This window comes from Caballeronia sp. SBC1, assembly GCF_011493005.1.
Classification (GTDB): domain Bacteria; phylum Pseudomonadota; class Gammaproteobacteria; order Burkholderiales; family Burkholderiaceae; genus Caballeronia.
This window is the reverse complement of sequence record NZ_CP049156.1, coordinates 1,782,674-1,797,494: the sequence shown is the minus strand read 5'-3', so window position 1 is coordinate 1,797,494 and position 14,821 is coordinate 1,782,674. Positions and strand designations below refer to the sequence as shown.

The following is a 14,821-nucleotide window of genomic DNA, read 5'->3' as shown; positions in this document are numbered from 1 at the left end:
ATCGATGTCAACTAGGTCATCTATATGTGTTGGATGAGTGTTTTCCATTAGTACACGCTTTTTCAAAAGGGGTCGGATAAATGCCGCGTTTCCCCCAATTTGCTTTCACGGAATTCATCGCATAGACTTCGAACTCATACAGATGACCTAAATAACACAGGGTTTTGATCTGTTCCGTAGTACGGTTCCGGACGCACAAGAAACATGTGACCGGAATGAGCGAAAAAGCGGGCGTGCATTGAGCTCAAGACATGCGCTCCAAGAGACACGACCGGCAACAGGAGACACGCATGACGCTTGCACCTGTCCCTTCATCCGTGGGCTGCTTTCGCACCCGCGCGTCATCAGTCATCACGTTCGGTCCGCTTCAGATCCTCTGTGCGATCAACCATCCTCCGCGAATGAAAGGCCGTCCGCTCGCGTCTTGAGTAGCGCCTTGATTACGTCTTGACTCCCGCTTTGCTTGCGCGCCTGACTGGCGCTTTCACAACCCACAGGGTCGTCAGCAATGAACGTGAAAAGATTCTTTCGAATGATCGGCGTAGCGTGCGCGCTCTCTGCCACGCTCGCGACAGGGACTGCCCGCGCGGAACTGAGCGAAGTGAAGATCGCGCGGCAATACGGGGTCAGTTATCTGCCGCTCATGATCATGCAGGACCAGAAGCTCTTCGAAAAACATGCCGCGCAAGCCGGTATCACCGGCCTCAAGGTCTCATGGGTGGAGTTCGCGGGCGGCAACGTGATGAACGACGCCCTGCTCTCCAACTCGCTGCAGATCGCCTCGGGAGGCGTTGCGCCGCTTGTGTTGTTGTGGTCGCGCACGCAGGGAACGCCGGTCGAAGTGAAGGCGTTGGCGGCGATCAACTCCATGCCGCTGCTGTTAAATACGACCAATGCAAAAGTGAAGACCCTCAAGGACTTCACAGGTCAGGACAAGATCGCGCTGCCGGCGGCCAAGGTATCCATCCAGGCAATCACGCTGCAAATGGCTGCGGAAAAAGCGTTCGGTACGGGCAATCAGGGGCAACTCGACAAGTACACGGTCTCGCTCTCTCACCCGGACGCGCAGCAGGCGTTGATGTCGGGCAGCAGCGAAGTCACAGCGCACTTCGGCTCGCCGCCGTTCCAGGAACAGGAGCTGCAAAAACCGAACGTGCATACCGTGCTCAACTCCTATGACGTGCTCGGCGGCAAGTCGAGCTTCAACCTGGTCTGGTGCACGGCACGCTTTTATAACGAGAACCCGAAACTCGTAAAAGCGTTCATGGATGCACTCAATGAATCGGAAGCGTGGATCAACCGGGACAAGCATGCGGCGGCGGTTGCGTACCTGCGGATATCGAAGGAAAAAAGCACGGTGGATGAAGTGGAGAAGATGATTTCCTCGCCCGACGTGTCCTTCACCACGGTCCCCCAGAACACCATTAAATACGCCGACTTCATGGCGCGCACGGGACTTATCAAGTCCAAACCGCAATCGTGGAAGGACATGTTTTTTCCCGTCACTCAATCCCTGCAAGGAAGCTGACATGCGCGCTGCGCCAGATACCGCCCCCTACCCCGACACCTCGCCGCTGCTCGCGGTACGCGGCGTCACACTCCAGTACAAGACGCCAAAGACACTCGTGATGGCCACGTATCGTGTGGACTTCGAAGTGTTTCGCGGCGACCGGTTCGTCCTGCTCGGGCCGTCCGGCTGCGGCAAGTCGACGTTGCTCAAGAGTGTCGGCGGATATCTCGCGCCCACTGAAGGCACGATCTCGCTGAAGGGCAAGACGGTCACGCGTCCGGGGCCAGACCGGATGATGGTGTTCCAGGAATTCGACCAGTTGCTGCCGTGGAAAACCGTGCGGCAGAACGTGATGTTTCCGTTGCAGGCGTCTCGTCGGCTCAATGGCAAGGAGATAGAGGACCGTGCGATGCATTACATCGACAAGGTCAATCTCTCCGCGTTCGCCGACAGCTATCCGCATACGCTATCGGGCGGCATGAAGCAGCGCGTTGCGATTGCGCGCGGGATGGCAATGGAACCGGACATTCTTCTGATGGACGAACCGTTCGCCGCGCTCGACGCCCTCACGCGACGCAAGATGCAGGACGAACTCCTCGCGCTTTGGGATGAAACGCGCTTCACCGTGCTGTTCGTCACGCACTCCATTCCCGAGGCTATCAAGGTCGGCAGCAGGATCTTGCTGCTCTCGCCTCACCCCGGTCAGGTCAAGGCGGAACTGGAAACCGCCGCAACGCCCGAAGCCGCCATTGCGCTTGAAAAGCGCATCCAGCACATGCTGTTCGAAGACGAAATAGAGAGGGCCGAAAATGTCTGACATGCTCACGCACGGCGGTTCCGGTCATCGCAAACAGGCGGCGGTCGTGCCACGCTCCGAAGTGGTCCGCGAGCCGGCTGAAACGCGCGAATTCAGCGTGGTGGAAAAGCCGCTGTCGCTGTTCGAACGGCTCTACAACCAGGCATGGATTCGCAAGCTGATGATTCTCGTGCTGCTGGCGGGTATCTGGGAGATCTACGGTCGCTGGCTGAACAATCCGCTGCTGTTTCCCACCTTTAGCGCGACCATTGAAGCGTTCTTCAGGAGCATTGCAAGCGGCGAGTTGCCGGGCAAGGCGTGGGCATCGATCCATGTATTGCTGATCGGTTATGCCTGCGGGATCGTGCTCGCCGCTGCCCTCACTGCGGCCGCAATCACTTCGCGCATCGGCACCGATTTTCTAGAGACCATGACGTCCATGCTGAATCCGCTGCCCGCGATTGCGTTGCTTCCGCTCGCGCTGATCTGGTTCGGCCTGGGCAATGGCAGCCTCATTTTCGTACTGGTGCATTCAGTCACGTGGTCGGTGGCGCTGAACACACATTCAGGCTTTCTCTCGGTCAGCAACACGCTCAAGATGGTCGGCAGGAACTACGGTTTGCGCGGCGGCCGCTATGTGCTGCAGATTCTCGTGCCCGCGGCGTTCCCGAGCATCCTGACTGGCCTGAAGATCGGCTGGGCGTTTGCGTGGCGCACGTTGATCGCAGCCGAGCTCGTGTTTGGCGTGAGTGCGGGCTCGGGCGGGCTCGGATGGTTCATCTATGAGAACAAGAATATGCTCGATATCGCCAACGTCTTCGCCGGGCTTTTTACGGTGATCCTGATCGGGCTTGCCGTCGAGAATCTGATCTTCCGGGTACTGGAACGCCATACGGTGCAGCGCTGGGGCATGCAGTCCTGATGCGATTCCGGAGCGCCGCGCATTGACCGCCAACCTCGTGTTCCTGGTGATTGGAGGGAGCGCGATCGCGGGCTTCGTCTCGGGCCTGGCCGGTTTTGCATTCGGGCTTGTCGCGATGGTCTTCTGGGCGTGGACGCTACCACCGCAAATGATCGGGCCGATGCTCGTGGTCGGTTCGCTTGGAGGGCAGGTGCTGACGGTCGGGACCGTGCGGCGCAGCATCCGTGTGAAGCTGATCGCACCCATGCTAGCGGGCGGGCTGATTGGCGTGCCTATTGGGGCGGCGTTGTTGCCCTGGCTCGACCCCGTTGTGTTTCGGTTGGGGGTGGGTGTGCTGCTGATCGTGTATTGCGGCCTGATGCTGCTGGCGGCGAATCTGCCGACGATCACTATCAGCGCAACCCGCAGCATGCTCGCGGACGGCGGCATCGGCGTAATCGGCGGCATCCTTGGGGGAATAGCCGGTCTCGTGGGTCCGGCGCCCACGGTATGGTGCATGTTGCGGGGTTACCCGAAGGATTCGCAACGCGCGATCTGCCAGACGTTCTTCATCGTGATGCAGACGCTGACGCTTGTCATGTACAGCGTGAACGGACTCATCTCTGCTGAGACGCTTATGCTGTTCGCGTGGATGATGCCTTCGTCGTTGCTGTTCGCGTGGCTCGGGTCGCGGCTTTATTTGCGCCTCTCGGAGCACGCGTTTCGCCGCATGCTTTTTGTCTTGCTGCTCGCGTCGGGCGTGGCGCTGCTCGGTTCGTCGCTGCGGCATGCACTGCAGTGAAAGGGAGTCGTCGTGAGCGCAATCCGGTATTTCGTGACGTTTCTCTCAGTGGCGAAGCACGGTTCGTTCGCTGCCGCCGCCGACGAAGTCTGTCTCACGCAAGCCGCTGTCGGCTTGCAAATGCGTTCGCTCGAGCGCGATCTCGATCTGGTTCTCTTCGATCGCGCCGCGCGCTCCGTATCCCTCAGCGCGCAGGGCCGCGCAGTGCTGCCGCTGGCGGAAACACTGGTGGCAAACTATCGGCAGATTCTCGCAACGGGTAACGCCGGCGAACTGTCGGGCACCGTGCGGGTTGGCGCCCTCGTCTCCTCGCTGATGGGCGCATTCGCCGATGCCATGCTCAAACTCAAGCAACGCTATCCGCGTCTGGATCTGAAACTGTTCACGGGTTTGTCGAGCGACTTTGCAGCGCGCGTGGAGAACGGCGAACTCGATGCGGCTATCGTCACGCAATCACCCGCTGCGTTACCGGCCGCGTTGAAGTGGACGGTGCTGTACAGCGAACCGATGGTTTTCATCTCATCCGCCAATGATCCGGACGCTTCAATCGAAGCGCTGCTTGAAGAACCCTTCATCCGCTTCGACCGCCATACGTGGACCGGCGTCCTTGTCGACAATGCCCTTCGGCAACTCGGTTTTGCCCGCGATGAAATCATGGAGCTCAACTCGATAGAGGCCATCTCGGAGATGGTGCGGCGCGGCTTTGGCGTATCGATCGTGCCCCTGCTTGCCAACGCGAACTGGACCCGCGAGTCCGGCTTGCGTGTCACGCCGCTCCCCGAGCAAATCACGCCGCGTCACGTCGGTTTGCTTGAACGGCGCGATCATCCCCGGCAAGCATTCACCGATGCAGTGAAGCGTCATTTCATCGATACCGCCGAACTCTCTTCTTCAATCAGCGACTCCCCCGGCCGAACCCGCGTGAACTGAACGCGTTCTCGGCTGGTGGCGAACGTGTTGCCCTCAAGCCGGACGCACATGTATTCGGACGTCTCCAGCGCGCCCGCCTCCGGAAAATCTTCACGATAATGCGCACCTCGCGAGTTCTCGCGCATCAACGCGGATTCGGTGATCGCGCGACTCACGAGGATCAGGTTGCGCAGGTTCATCCAGTCGTGCCATGAGAGGTTGAAACGCAAGTCGCGGCCATCGATTCCGGTGCGGTCAAGTTGCGCTTCAAGCTCAACGAGTTGCTGCTTCGCGCGCTGAAGTCTTTTTGCATCGCGCAAAATGCCGACATCGTTCCACATGAGTTCTGAGAGTGCATCGCGGATGGCCTCAAGGTCGCCCCGTGGTTGGTTCAGCGGACGGTTGCAACGGGCAATCGCTGCGTTGACCGCGTCTGTATCAATGTCAGCGTAGTCAGCATGCTGCGGCACCCAGCGCGCGAGCGTGTCGCCCGCGATACCGCCGAACACGGTCGAATTAGCCACGCCGTTGCCGCCCAGCCGGTTCGCGCCGTGCACACCGCCCGCGTCTTCACCCGCTACAAAGAGCCCAGTCAACGTGGTCGCGCAGCTTGGCTCGAAGACGACACCGCCCATCATGTAGTGCGCCGTCGGCACGACTTCGACCAGACCTCCCGCGAGATCGAAACCGCAATCCTCGCAACGCTCGACCATGCCCTTGAAGCGCTTGCGCACGCTATCGGCGCCGAGGTGATGCATCTGCAGATAAACGCCGCCGTTGGGCGTAGCGTGTCCGGCGCGCAGTTCACGGAAGATGCTTCGCGACACCACGTCGCGTGTCGCGCGCTCTCCGCGCGAGTCGTACGCGTGCATGAAACGCTCGCCCGCACCGGTGAGCAGGTAACCGCCTGCGCCACGCAAACCCTCTTCGAGCACGGTGCCTGTCATACGCGTATGCGCGCCGGCAAGCAGCCCCGTGGGATGGAACTGCACCATCTCCATGTCACGCAGCGTGAGACCGGCGCGCAATGCCATTGCCATGCCGTCGCAGCTTTTATCACCGCTGGGCGTGTGGTATCGATACATGGTCGGACCGCCACCCGTTCCTAGCAGCACGGCCTTCGCGCGCACGAACACGAACTCGCCGCTGCGCATGTCGATCATGAGCACACCGGCAAGCGACTTGCCGTCGCGGCTGTGGATGAACTCCACGGCCCGATGCTCCTCCAGCCTGTCGATACCCCGCGCCCATACCTGTTCCGCCAGGCGGTTGATGATCTCGATACCGGTCTGGTCGCCCTTGTGCACGGTGCGGTCGAAGGTCTGCCCGGCGAATGCTTTTTGCCTCACGGAGCCGTCGGGATTGCGATCGAAGAAACAGCCCAGCTCGTTTTCGAGTTCGCGAATTCTCTCGATGGCGCCCGTCACCAGCATCCACGCAAGATCCTGGTTCGAGAGCCACTTCCCGCCCTCGATCGTGTCCATGAAATGCCGCTCGATAGAATCCCCCGGCGCGAGCGCGACGTTGTAACCGCCTTGCACCATGCGCGTACATCCGCACTTGCCGAGCAGCCCTTTCACGGCCACGGTGATGCGCAATTGCGGCGCCGCGGCCTGCGCGTGCAGCGCGGCGAAGAGGCCAGCGCCGCCGCTGCCCAGGATGAGGATGTCGGTATCGAGCTGTTTCATGGGCTTTGATTCGTGATGCTAAATGTTCAGGTTCGGATGCCGAGCGACGCGAGCACCGCGTCACGCTGCGTTTTCGTGTTCTGCTGGACCGCCGTATAGAGACTGCCGCCGTGGCTATCCATGGCGACGAGCAGCGGGCCGAAGTCGCGAATCCTGAAGCGCCAGAGCGATTCGGGATTGAGGTCGTCCAGGTCCACGTCCTCTATCTGTTCAATCCACGTAGTCTCGAGCGCCGCCGTGCCACCGACTATCGCGAGATATACCCCGCCGAACTCGACAAACGCCGCACTCGATGCCGCTCCAAGACCGCCCTTGCCGATCACGATCCGTACACCATACGTTTGCATCAGCGGCGCGGTAAAGCGCTCCATGCGTGCGGAAGTGGTCGTGCCGACGCAGACCGGTTCGTACCCCGCCGGGTTCTGTGCAGACACCTCAACCCGTCGCACGTTCGGCGCGGTATGGATCACGGCATGGCCGCGCAAATCGAACCGGGTCGTGCGCTTGTGGTCGAACATATGGATCTGCGTGGCATCGCGGATACCAAACAGCGTGGTGTTGAGTGTGACCGTGTCGCCTATGCGTAATGCACGAATCTGTTCTTCGCTCACCGGCATGTCGAGCGTGTAATGCGTGCCGGTCGGCAGCGTGTCAGTAGCCATAGCCGACTCCCTGAGCGTTCACGGTTGCACGCGCCCGCCGTGCCGAATGGCATTGCATGTTCACTGCAACAGGGTTCATCGTGATGTGTGTGGCAGCCAGCTCGATGTGAACCGCGAATGCCGTCGCGTCGCCGCCAAGTCCTTGCGGCCCGACACCCAACTGATTGACGGCAGCCGACAACTGGCGCTCGAGCGCCGCACCGTGTTCATCGTGGCAATGCGTGCCGAGCGGCCGCGTAGCCGCGCGCTTCGCGAGCGCCACGCACAGGTCGGACGTGCCGCCGATTCCCACGCCGACAATCGTCGGCGGGCAGGTCTTACCGCCTGCGTCGACCACACAGTCGATCACGAAGCGCCGGATGGCGTCGACCCCTTCCGCTGGAATCGCCATGCGAAGAAACGAGTTGTTCTCCGAGCCGCTTCCCTTCGGGATCATCTCGATGGACAGCGTCTCCGGGGTATCGTCGAAATCGACGTGGATCACGGGCACTTCCGCGCCGCACGAACTCTGCTCGTTATGCCGCGTGAGCGGATGAACAACCGATGAACGCAGCGGATGTTCATGTGTCGCGCGCTCGCAACCGCGGCGAATTGCGGCCTTCAGACGCATGCCGTCGAACTGCACGCCCTGCCCGATAGTTACGTTGTAGATCGGGATCCCGGTGTCCTGGCACAACAGGTTGTCAGCCTGCTCCGCGACGACAATGTTCTGACGCATCGTGCCAAGCACGCGCCGCGCGGTATCGTTGCGTTCTCCAGCTTCGAGCTTCGCGATGCCCTCCTTGATGTCAGGCGGAAGTTGCTTCAGCGAGCGGATATAAAGCGTTTTCGCGATCTCTTCGATCAACGCATAATCGACCGTGAAATCCGTTGTCGTTTCCATGGATACCTCTTCAAAAGCACGCATGCGTACATGCGTCAGTCTTACAGCGTCAGTGACAGCGCAAACGCCATTCCAATCACAAAGGCGCCGCCTACCGTCGCCGCGATCAGATCCTTGCGCAAGCCGCTCCACGGACGAAATTCGATCAGCAACAGCCGTACGCCGCCGATCAGGTGAGCCGCCAGCAACGTGACGAGGCCCCACTCCGCAAACACGAATGCGGGCGCGCGCGTGACGGCCAGGAAAGAGTCGAACGGCGCAGCGCCATGCAGCGCCGTGCCGAGCGCCCAGAAATGCGCGGGCAGGAAGAACGCCAGCCCAAGTCCAGACACGCGATGGACCAGGAACGCCCACCACGCGGGGTGGTTACGCGCACGGAAATCCAGCTTGCGTCCTGGCGTGACGGCGCGGTGACTTGTACTCATGCCGGCGTTCCCGCAATCAGCGCATAGACCGCGCGCAGGCCCGCCAATGCCAGCGCGATGCCTACGATCACGCTGGCCCGTCCGGCCCACGCATCGCGCCAGTTGAGCCATTCATCGGCGATACGGCGCAAGCCCACGGGCACATGCACGGACGCCGCGACCACGAAGACCGCGTAGAAAGCGCCCCACGCGAGGTTGCCGTGCAGGCGCGAGATCACATCGGCTGCGCGCAGGCCGCCATGCACCACCCAGATCATGGTCGCGAGATGCACCGCGACGCAGAGCGTGAGCACCATCGCGGACATGCGTTGCAGCCACCATCCGTTGAGTGTGACGTTCATCGTGTCCCTCCTTTCGGCGTCTGGCGGCCCGCGCGCTTGAGGCCCGCAATGCTCGCGGTTGGTGCCAATGCTTTGGGACAACGTTCGGTACACGAACCAAGCGTATGGCAGGAGTGGCAGCCCGCATCGTTCGATACCGCTTCGTGGCGCACGCCCTGCTGAACGTCTCGGACGTCGTTCACGAGCGTCCATGCCCGGTTTAGCGCTGCCGGTCCAAGATAGTCCGGTTTCCATCCGACCACATCGCAACTCGCGTAACACACGCCGCAACCAATGCACTCGATGCCCGCGTCGGCGGCCTGCCGTTCACGTGATGCGGGATCGATCAATTCAAGCGGTGCGCTGCGGTCGCGGTTGCCCGCGAAATAGCCTTTTGCATCGCGCCATTTATCAAAGAACGTGGTCATGTCGACCGCTAGATCCTTCACGATCGGCAGGTGGTTCAGCGGCGCGATCTCGAGCACGTCGCCCGCATGGCGAAGCACTTTCGTGACGTGCGTGCGGCAGGTCCAGCGCGCACGGCCGTTCACGGTCATCGCGCACGAACCGCACATACCGACACGGCACGCGAAGCGATAAGACAGCGTGGCGTCGATACTGCGCTGGATAAACGTCACTACATCGAGCACGGTCTGGCTTTCGCGGCGCGGGACTTTGAACGGTTCGAACGCGCCGTCTTCGGCACCGCGCCAGACGCGCACGCTCAGCGAGTCGCTGACGGAGGGCTGCATGGGGGATAAACGCCTGATTAATTAGCTTTGGAATATGGGCTGATCGTCAGATTAAAGCGACGCTCGGCTCCTTGAAAAGCCAATAATTCTTCATTCGAGGACAAGGGTTTCTTGGCCTGCGCGGAACGATGCGTGAGGATGCGTGACCATGCATGGCGCGGAATCAGGCCACCTCGCATAGGGTGAATTCCCTGTATCGACAAACACACAAAAACCATCTCATCTATATGTGCTATATGAGTTTGTCGTTTAAAATTGGAGCGAGTCCCAAACGGAAGAACGGAAGGACATCACGGACTTAATTCGACGCAACTCGCGCATGTCAGAGGTTTTTATGAGCACGCTCGCCATCACTCCGCCGTCGCTCGGCGGCACGCGGTACAAGGAAGTCAAGGGCGCCATCCTGATGGCGCTTTCGGCGGGCGAATGGAAAGGCGGCGAATGCATTCCTTCCGAAAAGCGCCTGGCCGAACGATTCGGCGTGTCTATTGGCACGTTGCGCAAAGCGATCGACGAACTCTGCGCCGAGAACATCCTGATCCGGCATCAGGGCTTGGGGACGTTCGTCTCCATGCATCAGCGCGATCGCCACTTTTTCCGCTTTTTCCGGATTGTCAGGCGAGACGGAGAGAAAGCGTATCCCGTTGTTACGCTCATCGATTTCCGCAAGGCGCGCGCCTCGCGCGAAACCGCGGTGGCGCTCGGCATAGAAACCGGCGCACGCGTGTTTCAGTTTACCAACGGCCTTGCGCTGCACGGTGCGACCGTCCTGATCGAACACATCACGGTTCCGGAGGCACGTTTTCCGGGGCTGACCGAAGCGAAGCTGCGCAATCGTCCGAATACGCTCTACAACTTCTATCAGGACGTGTTTGCGATCAACGTGGTCGAAACGGACGAACGTGTGAGAGTCGCGCTCGCGAACGAACTCGAAAGCGAGCAGCTGTCCCTCGACCCCGGCACACCGCTGCTGGAAATCCAGCGGATTGCGTACTCGTATCATCGGTGCGCGGTCGAGCTTCGCGTGTCCCGGCTGAACACCGAGAACTACGAATACATTGGCGCTCGACCCGGGCGCGAGGAACAGGAGGGGTAAGCCCGCGCCCATAGCGGCAGTTCAGCCCTCGCGTGCGATCCGGCCTGTCATTGACCGGCCGATCTCGCGAGCGAGATGCGCGACGCCATACCCCTACTGCACAGCAGTTAGCAAACCGAACTACTTAGCAGCGAGTTTCGCCGCGATCTGCGCCACGTGACGGCCCTGGAATCGTGCAATAGAGAGTTCGTTTTCGCTGGGCTGCCGCGAGCCGTCGGCCTTGGCTAAGGTCGTTGCGCCATAAGGCGTGCCGCCCGATACTTCATCCATCTTGAGCAGGCCCTGTTCGGAATAAGGCACCCCTACGATTATCATGCCCTGGTGGAGCAGCGTGGTATGGAAACTCGTGATCGTGGTCTCCTGGCCGCCATGCTGGCTCGCGGTGCTGGCGAACACACTGCCCACCTTGCCGATCAGTCCGCCGCTCATCCACAAGCTGCCGGTCTGATCGAGAAAATTGCGCATCTGCGCGCACATGTTGCCAAAGCGCGTGGGCGTGCCGAAGATGATGGCATCGGCTTGCGCGAGTTGCTCGACAGTCGCTACGGGAATATGTGCAAAGGCGGCCCGCGCCGCTTTGGCGCCGCTCTTTTCCAGCACCTCGTCGGACATCAGTTCGGCTACCTGATGAATCGAAACGTCCGCGCCCGCCACCTCGCGTGCGCCCTCAGCAATGGCCTCCGCCATCTGATAAATGTGCCCATACATGCTGTAGAACACCACCTGGACCTTGACTGTCATCGCTCTCTCTCCTGGGTCAACACGTCAGGCCGCGTTTCCTGCCGCCAGCAGCGCTTTTGCCGCGGCTTCGGACGACGCGGGATTCTGGCCGGTAATCAGGTTCCCGGCGACAACCACATGGGATTGCCAGTCCGGTCCCTTCGAATACTTGCCGCCATTCTTCTTCAACGCGTCTTCAACGAGGAACGGCACCACCTTGGTCAGGCCGACGGCCTCCTCTTCCGAATTCGCGAAACCTGTCACTGCCTTGTCCTGCACAAGCGGGGAGCCATCCGGCGCCTTCGTATGACGCAGCACGCCGGGAGCATGGCAAACCGCGGCGACGATCTTGCCGTCGGCATAAAGGGCTTCGATCAATGCGATCGACTGGGGATCGTCCGCCAAGTCCCACAGCGGACCGTGGCCGCCGGGATAAAACACGGCGTCGTAGCTCGCGCTCGAGACAGTCGAGAGTTTGACTGTGCTGGCTAAAGCGGCCTGCGCGTCTTTATCGCTTTTGAAACGCCGGGTTGCGTCGGTTTGCGAATCTGGATCGTCGCTCTTGGGATCAAGAGGCGGCTGGCCGCCCTTGGGGGATGCCAGTGTAATCTCGACGCCTGCGTCCTTGAACACGTAGTAAGGCGCGGCAAATTCTTCAAGCCAGAAGCCGGTTTTCTTGCCGGTATCGCCGAGTTGATCGTGTGAAGTCAAAACCATCAGGAGTTTCATAGCAACCTTCGAAGTGTGCTCGGTTTGCGGTGCGACAACCGCCGGCCGGTGTCGTCGAACAGTCGTCGAACAGCCGTCGGACACCGGGATATCAAGCCAGTATAGGCGGCTGGCAAGATCATGATGAACGAGCGCGGCTTGCCAACACCCAACGCACGCTCAACCTCTTTCTCCACCACACGGTTGGCTGCGCCGGACGGGTGATTGGCGAGGCCGTCAGGAAGTCTGTTTGAGGATGGCGTTCATGAGGCCCGGGAACCTGCTGTCGAGTTCGGCGCGTCGCAACGTGTTCCGATGAACCGTGCCGGCCACGCCGGTCTGCACGAGACCCGCCTCGCGCAAGATGCGAAAGTGATGGGACATGCTTGATTTCGGGCGGCCGCCGTCGAGCTCCCCGCAGGTGGCCTCCGTGACACGCGACAAATGCCGCACCATGTCGAGACGCACCGGGTCGCTCAAGGCGTTGAAGATTCGCCGGAGGGTGAAGTCCTCTGGGTCAGGATGGTTATATATGCGCATACTGAAGATGCCGGCGAGAGAGACGGCTTGTGGGGTTGGCGTCGTATACGGCCAACCCCGGGCCAACCCCGGGCCAACCCCGGGCCAACCCCGGGCCAACCCCTCCTTCGACTAAAGACCCGGTTCGCCGCGGCTAACTCGTTGCCGGGTTGGCTCGCCAGTCCAGACTGCCCTCAGCTCATTTACAACGCGTCTTACGCAAGCTCCGGCACGCGTCGGGAAACCGCCTTGAACGGTGTGCTCGGCCGAAGCGCCCGCGAACGCATGGACACTTCTCCAGACAGTGACGCATCGCCTCGCAGCGTGAACACCGCCACCGCCTCGCGCAACGAAATAGCCTGGTCGGCAAGCGCGTGCGCCGCCGCGGACGCTTCTTCTACAAGCGCGGCATTCTGCTGCGTGACCTCGTCCATCTGCGTGACGGCCGTATTGACCTGTTCGATACCCGTGCTCTGCTCCTGTGACGCCGTTGAAATTTCTCCGACGATATCCGTCACGCGCTGCACCGATCCCACAATCTCCGCGATGATCTTCCCCGCGTCGCCGACGAGTACCGAGCCTGTATTCACGCGGTCGGTCGACTGGGCGATCAATGCCTTGATTTCCTTTGCTGCCGTTGCGCTGCGCTGCGCGAGCGTACGGACCTCAGAGGCGACCACGGCGAAACCGCGCCCTTCCTCGCCGGCACGAGCCGCTTCAACGGCCGCGTTGAGCGCAAGAATATTGGTCTGAAACGCGATAGCGTCGATCACGGCGATGATCTCCGCGACCTTGCTCGAACTATCGGCAATTCCGTGCATGGTTTCCACGACCTGAACCATCATGGCACCACCCCGTGATGCGGTATGCGAGGCAGCATCCGCAAGCGTGGATGCCTGTCGCGCGTTCTCGGCGTTCTGGCGGACCGTGCCGGTGAGTTCTTCCATGCTCGCTGCCGTTTCTTCGAGCGACGCCGCTTGCTCTTCCGTGCGCGACGAGAGGTTCAGGTTGCCCGATGCGATCTCGGCGCTGGCCGTCGCCACGCCTTCGGCGTTCGCGCGAACTTTCGCAACCACATGCGACAAACTCGACTGCATATCTTTCAGTGCTGCAAGCAACTGCGCGATCTCGTCCTTGCCGCTGGAGTCGAAATCCATCGACAGATTGCCGGTCGCCACTGCCTGCGCGCAACGCAGCGCGTGGCCAAGAGGCAGCGAGACCGTACGGCTGAACATGAAGCCGCCGATCATCGCGAGGGCGAGTACCGCCAGCATCAACGCAACGCTGATCTCGGTCGCATGACGCGCGTCGATTGCAGCCTGCGCGGAAACTTGCGCACTGTCAGCGGCGATTTTTTCGGCGGCTTGTTCCAGCAGCGCCGACGGTTCGCGGTCAACACCGGCCACGGCTTTATCACCGGCGGAGGGTTCGAAGTCCGCGGCTTTGAACGCCTCCAGGCCCTTGCGATAACCCTCACCCATCGAAACGTGCGCGGTCGCGAAGCGTTCGATCAGCGTGCGGCTTTCGCCTTCCGGCAGCTTCGTCCTGAGTTCCGTCGCGAGGGTGGCGACGGTCTTTTCGCGGGTCTGGAAGGCGGACCAGTATTTGTCGAGTTGAGCGGGATCCTTGCCGCGCAACAACGTGTCTTTCCACTCCTGGACTTGCAGCTTGAATGCAACGAGCGTGGCGGACACCATCCGTTCGTTCGCAACGTTGTCCTGCACTGTGGTTCCGTACGCGTTGATCGACTGATTGAGGGCGAAGATGCCATACAGCGCGCCCGCGAACATCAGGAGCAGCGCGACGGCAAAGGCAAGAGGGATTTTGAGGCTGAGCTTCATCGACGGTTCTCGGATTCGGCAAGCCGCGTCGGGAGCGCGCGGTTGGACTACTGCTTATCGGTCCATTTGCGCAAAACTGAAGGTGCGTAGTCGCGGCGCGATGACTGGTGTAACGGCCCCAGTTATTGAATTCGATGGAACGTGATGTTCAACATCGCCCGACCAAGCTCATCGTCATATTGACAGCCTTAACAAGGATAATATGATAGGGATCAACTATTTAAACGATGAGAAAATTGCTGAACGACGATGGGTTTCGTTTCGTCAGCGTTCAACATCCTCTCCTTCC

General features: G+C 60.7%; 16 protein-coding genes. 6 read left to right on the top strand and 10 right to left on the bottom strand.

Annotated features, from left to right (window positions below; translation table 11 throughout):
- Nucleotides 1-508: 508 nt before the first annotated feature.
- Genes SBC1_RS07930 through SBC1_RS07910 form a run of 5 tightly spaced genes read left to right on the top strand, consistent with a single transcriptional unit; the run spans nucleotide 509 to nucleotide 4,939 of the window.
- Nucleotides 509-1,528: an ABC transporter substrate-binding protein gene (locus SBC1_RS07930; RefSeq protein WP_165090093.1), complete on the top strand. Its 1,020-nt coding sequence runs from the start codon at nucleotides 509-511 to the stop codon at nucleotides 1,526-1,528.
- 1 nt (nucleotide 1,529) lies between these two features.
- The gene (locus SBC1_RS07925) at nucleotides 1,530-2,327 is read left to right on the top strand and encodes an ABC transporter ATP-binding protein (RefSeq protein ID WP_165090086.1); all 798 of its coding nucleotides are present in this window, start codon (nucleotides 1,530-1,532) and stop codon (nucleotides 2,325-2,327) included.
- Nucleotides 2,320-3,228 carry an ABC transporter permease gene (locus SBC1_RS07920; protein WP_165090083.1) on the top strand — a complete coding sequence of 303 codons (909 nt, stop codon included), beginning with the start codon at nucleotides 2,320-2,322 and terminating at the stop codon, nucleotides 3,226-3,228. The genes SBC1_RS07925 and SBC1_RS07920 overlap by 8 nt, the downstream gene beginning before the upstream one ends.
- A 22-nt stretch (nucleotides 3,229-3,250) precedes the next feature.
- Nucleotides 3,251-4,009: a sulfite exporter TauE/SafE family protein gene (locus SBC1_RS07915; protein ID WP_165090079.1), complete on the top strand. Its 759-nt coding sequence runs from the start codon at nucleotides 3,251-3,253 to the stop codon at nucleotides 4,007-4,009.
- A 12-nt stretch (nucleotides 4,010-4,021) separates the two neighbouring features.
- The gene (locus tag SBC1_RS07910; protein WP_165090074.1) at nucleotides 4,022-4,939 is read left to right on the top strand and encodes a LysR substrate-binding domain-containing protein; all 918 of its coding nucleotides are present in this window, start codon (nucleotides 4,022-4,024) and stop codon (nucleotides 4,937-4,939) included.
- Here SBC1_RS07910 and SBC1_RS07905 read toward each other — a convergent pair.
- Genes SBC1_RS07905 through SBC1_RS07880 form a run of 6 tightly spaced genes read right to left on the bottom strand, consistent with a single transcriptional unit; the run spans nucleotide 4,870 to nucleotide 9,648 of the window.
- On the bottom strand, nucleotides 4,870-6,606 hold the full coding sequence (locus SBC1_RS07905; RefSeq protein WP_165987546.1) for an L-aspartate oxidase: 1,737 nt from the start codon (nucleotides 6,604-6,606) through the stop codon (nucleotides 4,870-4,872). The genes SBC1_RS07910 and SBC1_RS07905 overlap by 70 nt on opposite strands.
- A gap of 26 nt (nucleotides 6,607-6,632) precedes the next feature.
- Entirely contained in the window at nucleotides 6,633-7,268 is a 636-nt protein-coding gene (locus tag SBC1_RS07900) for a fumarate hydratase C-terminal domain-containing protein (RefSeq protein ID WP_165090051.1), read from the bottom strand.
- Nucleotides 7,258-8,151, bottom strand: a complete 894-nt coding sequence (locus SBC1_RS07895; protein WP_165090046.1) for a fumarate hydratase — start codon at nucleotides 8,149-8,151, stop codon at nucleotides 7,258-7,260. Before SBC1_RS07895 ends, SBC1_RS07900 begins: the two co-directional genes overlap by 11 nt.
- A gap of 41 nt (nucleotides 8,152-8,192) precedes the next feature.
- The gene (gene sdhC / locus SBC1_RS07890; RefSeq protein ID WP_165090041.1) at nucleotides 8,193-8,576 is read right to left on the bottom strand and encodes a succinate dehydrogenase, cytochrome b556 subunit; all 384 of its coding nucleotides are present in this window, start codon (nucleotides 8,574-8,576) and stop codon (nucleotides 8,193-8,195) included.
- Nucleotides 8,573-8,917: a succinate dehydrogenase gene (locus SBC1_RS07885; RefSeq protein WP_165090036.1), complete on the bottom strand. Its 345-nt coding sequence runs from the start codon at nucleotides 8,915-8,917 to the stop codon at nucleotides 8,573-8,575. Before SBC1_RS07885 ends, sdhC begins: the two co-directional genes overlap by 4 nt.
- Entirely contained in the window at nucleotides 8,914-9,648 is a 735-nt protein-coding gene (locus SBC1_RS07880; protein WP_165090031.1) for a succinate dehydrogenase/fumarate reductase iron-sulfur subunit, read from the bottom strand. Before SBC1_RS07880 ends, SBC1_RS07885 begins: the two co-directional genes overlap by 4 nt.
- Nucleotides 9,649-9,982: 334 nt before the next feature.
- On the opposite strand from SBC1_RS07880, the gene SBC1_RS07875 reads away from it, so the two are divergent.
- Entirely contained in the window at nucleotides 9,983-10,744 is a 762-nt protein-coding gene (locus SBC1_RS07875; RefSeq protein ID WP_165090026.1) for a GntR family transcriptional regulator, read from the top strand.
- A gap of 120 nt (nucleotides 10,745-10,864) precedes the next feature.
- Here the strand turns inward: SBC1_RS07875 and wrbA are convergent, their stop codons facing one another.
- The 4 genes from wrbA to SBC1_RS07855 form a co-directional block, all read right to left on the bottom strand.
- Complete coding sequence (wrbA, locus tag SBC1_RS07870; protein ID WP_165090021.1) at nucleotides 10,865-11,485, bottom strand: NAD(P)H:quinone oxidoreductase; 621 nt, start codon at nucleotides 11,483-11,485, stop codon at nucleotides 10,865-10,867.
- Between the two features lie 24 nt (nucleotides 11,486-11,509).
- Nucleotides 11,510-12,193, bottom strand: coding sequence for a type 1 glutamine amidotransferase domain-containing protein (locus SBC1_RS07865; protein ID WP_165090017.1), 684 nt, complete (start codon nucleotides 12,191-12,193; stop codon nucleotides 11,510-11,512).
- A 216-nt stretch (nucleotides 12,194-12,409) separates the two neighbouring features.
- On the bottom strand, nucleotides 12,410-12,712 hold the full coding sequence (locus SBC1_RS07860) for a helix-turn-helix transcriptional regulator (RefSeq protein ID WP_165987543.1): 303 nt from the start codon (nucleotides 12,710-12,712) through the stop codon (nucleotides 12,410-12,412).
- Between the two features lie 194 nt (nucleotides 12,713-12,906).
- Nucleotides 12,907-14,532: a methyl-accepting chemotaxis protein gene (locus tag SBC1_RS07855; RefSeq protein ID WP_165090012.1), complete on the bottom strand. Its 1,626-nt coding sequence runs from the start codon at nucleotides 14,530-14,532 to the stop codon at nucleotides 12,907-12,909.
- Between the last annotated feature and the right edge of the window lie 289 nt (nucleotides 14,533-14,821).

Excerpts from the sequence above, each read along its gene's own strand:
- SBC1_RS07930 (WP_165090093.1), top strand. The coding sequence starts at position 509 with ATGAACGTGAAAAGATTCTTTCGAATGATCGGCGTAGCGTGCGCGCTC.
- SBC1_RS07925 (WP_165090086.1), top strand. The coding sequence starts at position 1,530 with ATGCGCGCTGCGCCAGATACCGCCCCCTACCCCGACACCTCGCCGCTG.
- SBC1_RS07920 (WP_165090083.1), top strand. The coding sequence starts at position 2,320 with ATGTCTGACATGCTCACGCACGGCGGTTCCGGTCATCGCAAACAGGCG.
- SBC1_RS07905 (WP_165987546.1), bottom strand. The coding sequence starts at position 6,606 with ATGAAACAGCTCGATACCGACATCCTCATCCTGGGCAGCGGCGGCGCT.
- SBC1_RS07900 (WP_165090051.1), bottom strand. The coding sequence starts at position 7,268 with ATGGCTACTGACACGCTGCCGACCGGCACGCATTACACGCTCGACATG.
- SBC1_RS07895 (WP_165090046.1), bottom strand. The coding sequence starts at position 8,151 with ATGGAAACGACAACGGATTTCACGGTCGATTATGCGTTGATCGAAGAG.
- sdhC (WP_165090041.1), bottom strand. The coding sequence starts at position 8,576 with ATGAGTACAAGTCACCGCGCCGTCACGCCAGGACGCAAGCTGGATTTC.
- SBC1_RS07885 (WP_165090036.1), bottom strand. The coding sequence starts at position 8,917 with ATGAACGTCACACTCAACGGATGGTGGCTGCAACGCATGTCCGCGATG.
- SBC1_RS07880 (WP_165090031.1), bottom strand. The coding sequence starts at position 9,648 with ATGCAGCCCTCCGTCAGCGACTCGCTGAGCGTGCGCGTCTGGCGCGGT.
- SBC1_RS07875 (WP_165090026.1), top strand. The coding sequence starts at position 9,983 with ATGAGCACGCTCGCCATCACTCCGCCGTCGCTCGGCGGCACGCGGTAC.
- wrbA (WP_165090021.1), bottom strand. The coding sequence starts at position 11,485 with ATGACAGTCAAGGTCCAGGTGGTGTTCTACAGCATGTATGGGCACATT.
- SBC1_RS07865 (WP_165090017.1), bottom strand. The coding sequence starts at position 12,193 with ATGAAACTCCTGATGGTTTTGACTTCACACGATCAACTCGGCGATACC.
- SBC1_RS07860 (WP_165987543.1), bottom strand. The coding sequence starts at position 12,712 with ATGCGCATATATAACCATCCTGACCCAGAGGACTTCACCCTCCGGCGA.
- SBC1_RS07855 (WP_165090012.1), bottom strand. The coding sequence starts at position 14,532 with ATGAAGCTCAGCCTCAAAATCCCTCTTGCCTTTGCCGTCGCGCTGCTC.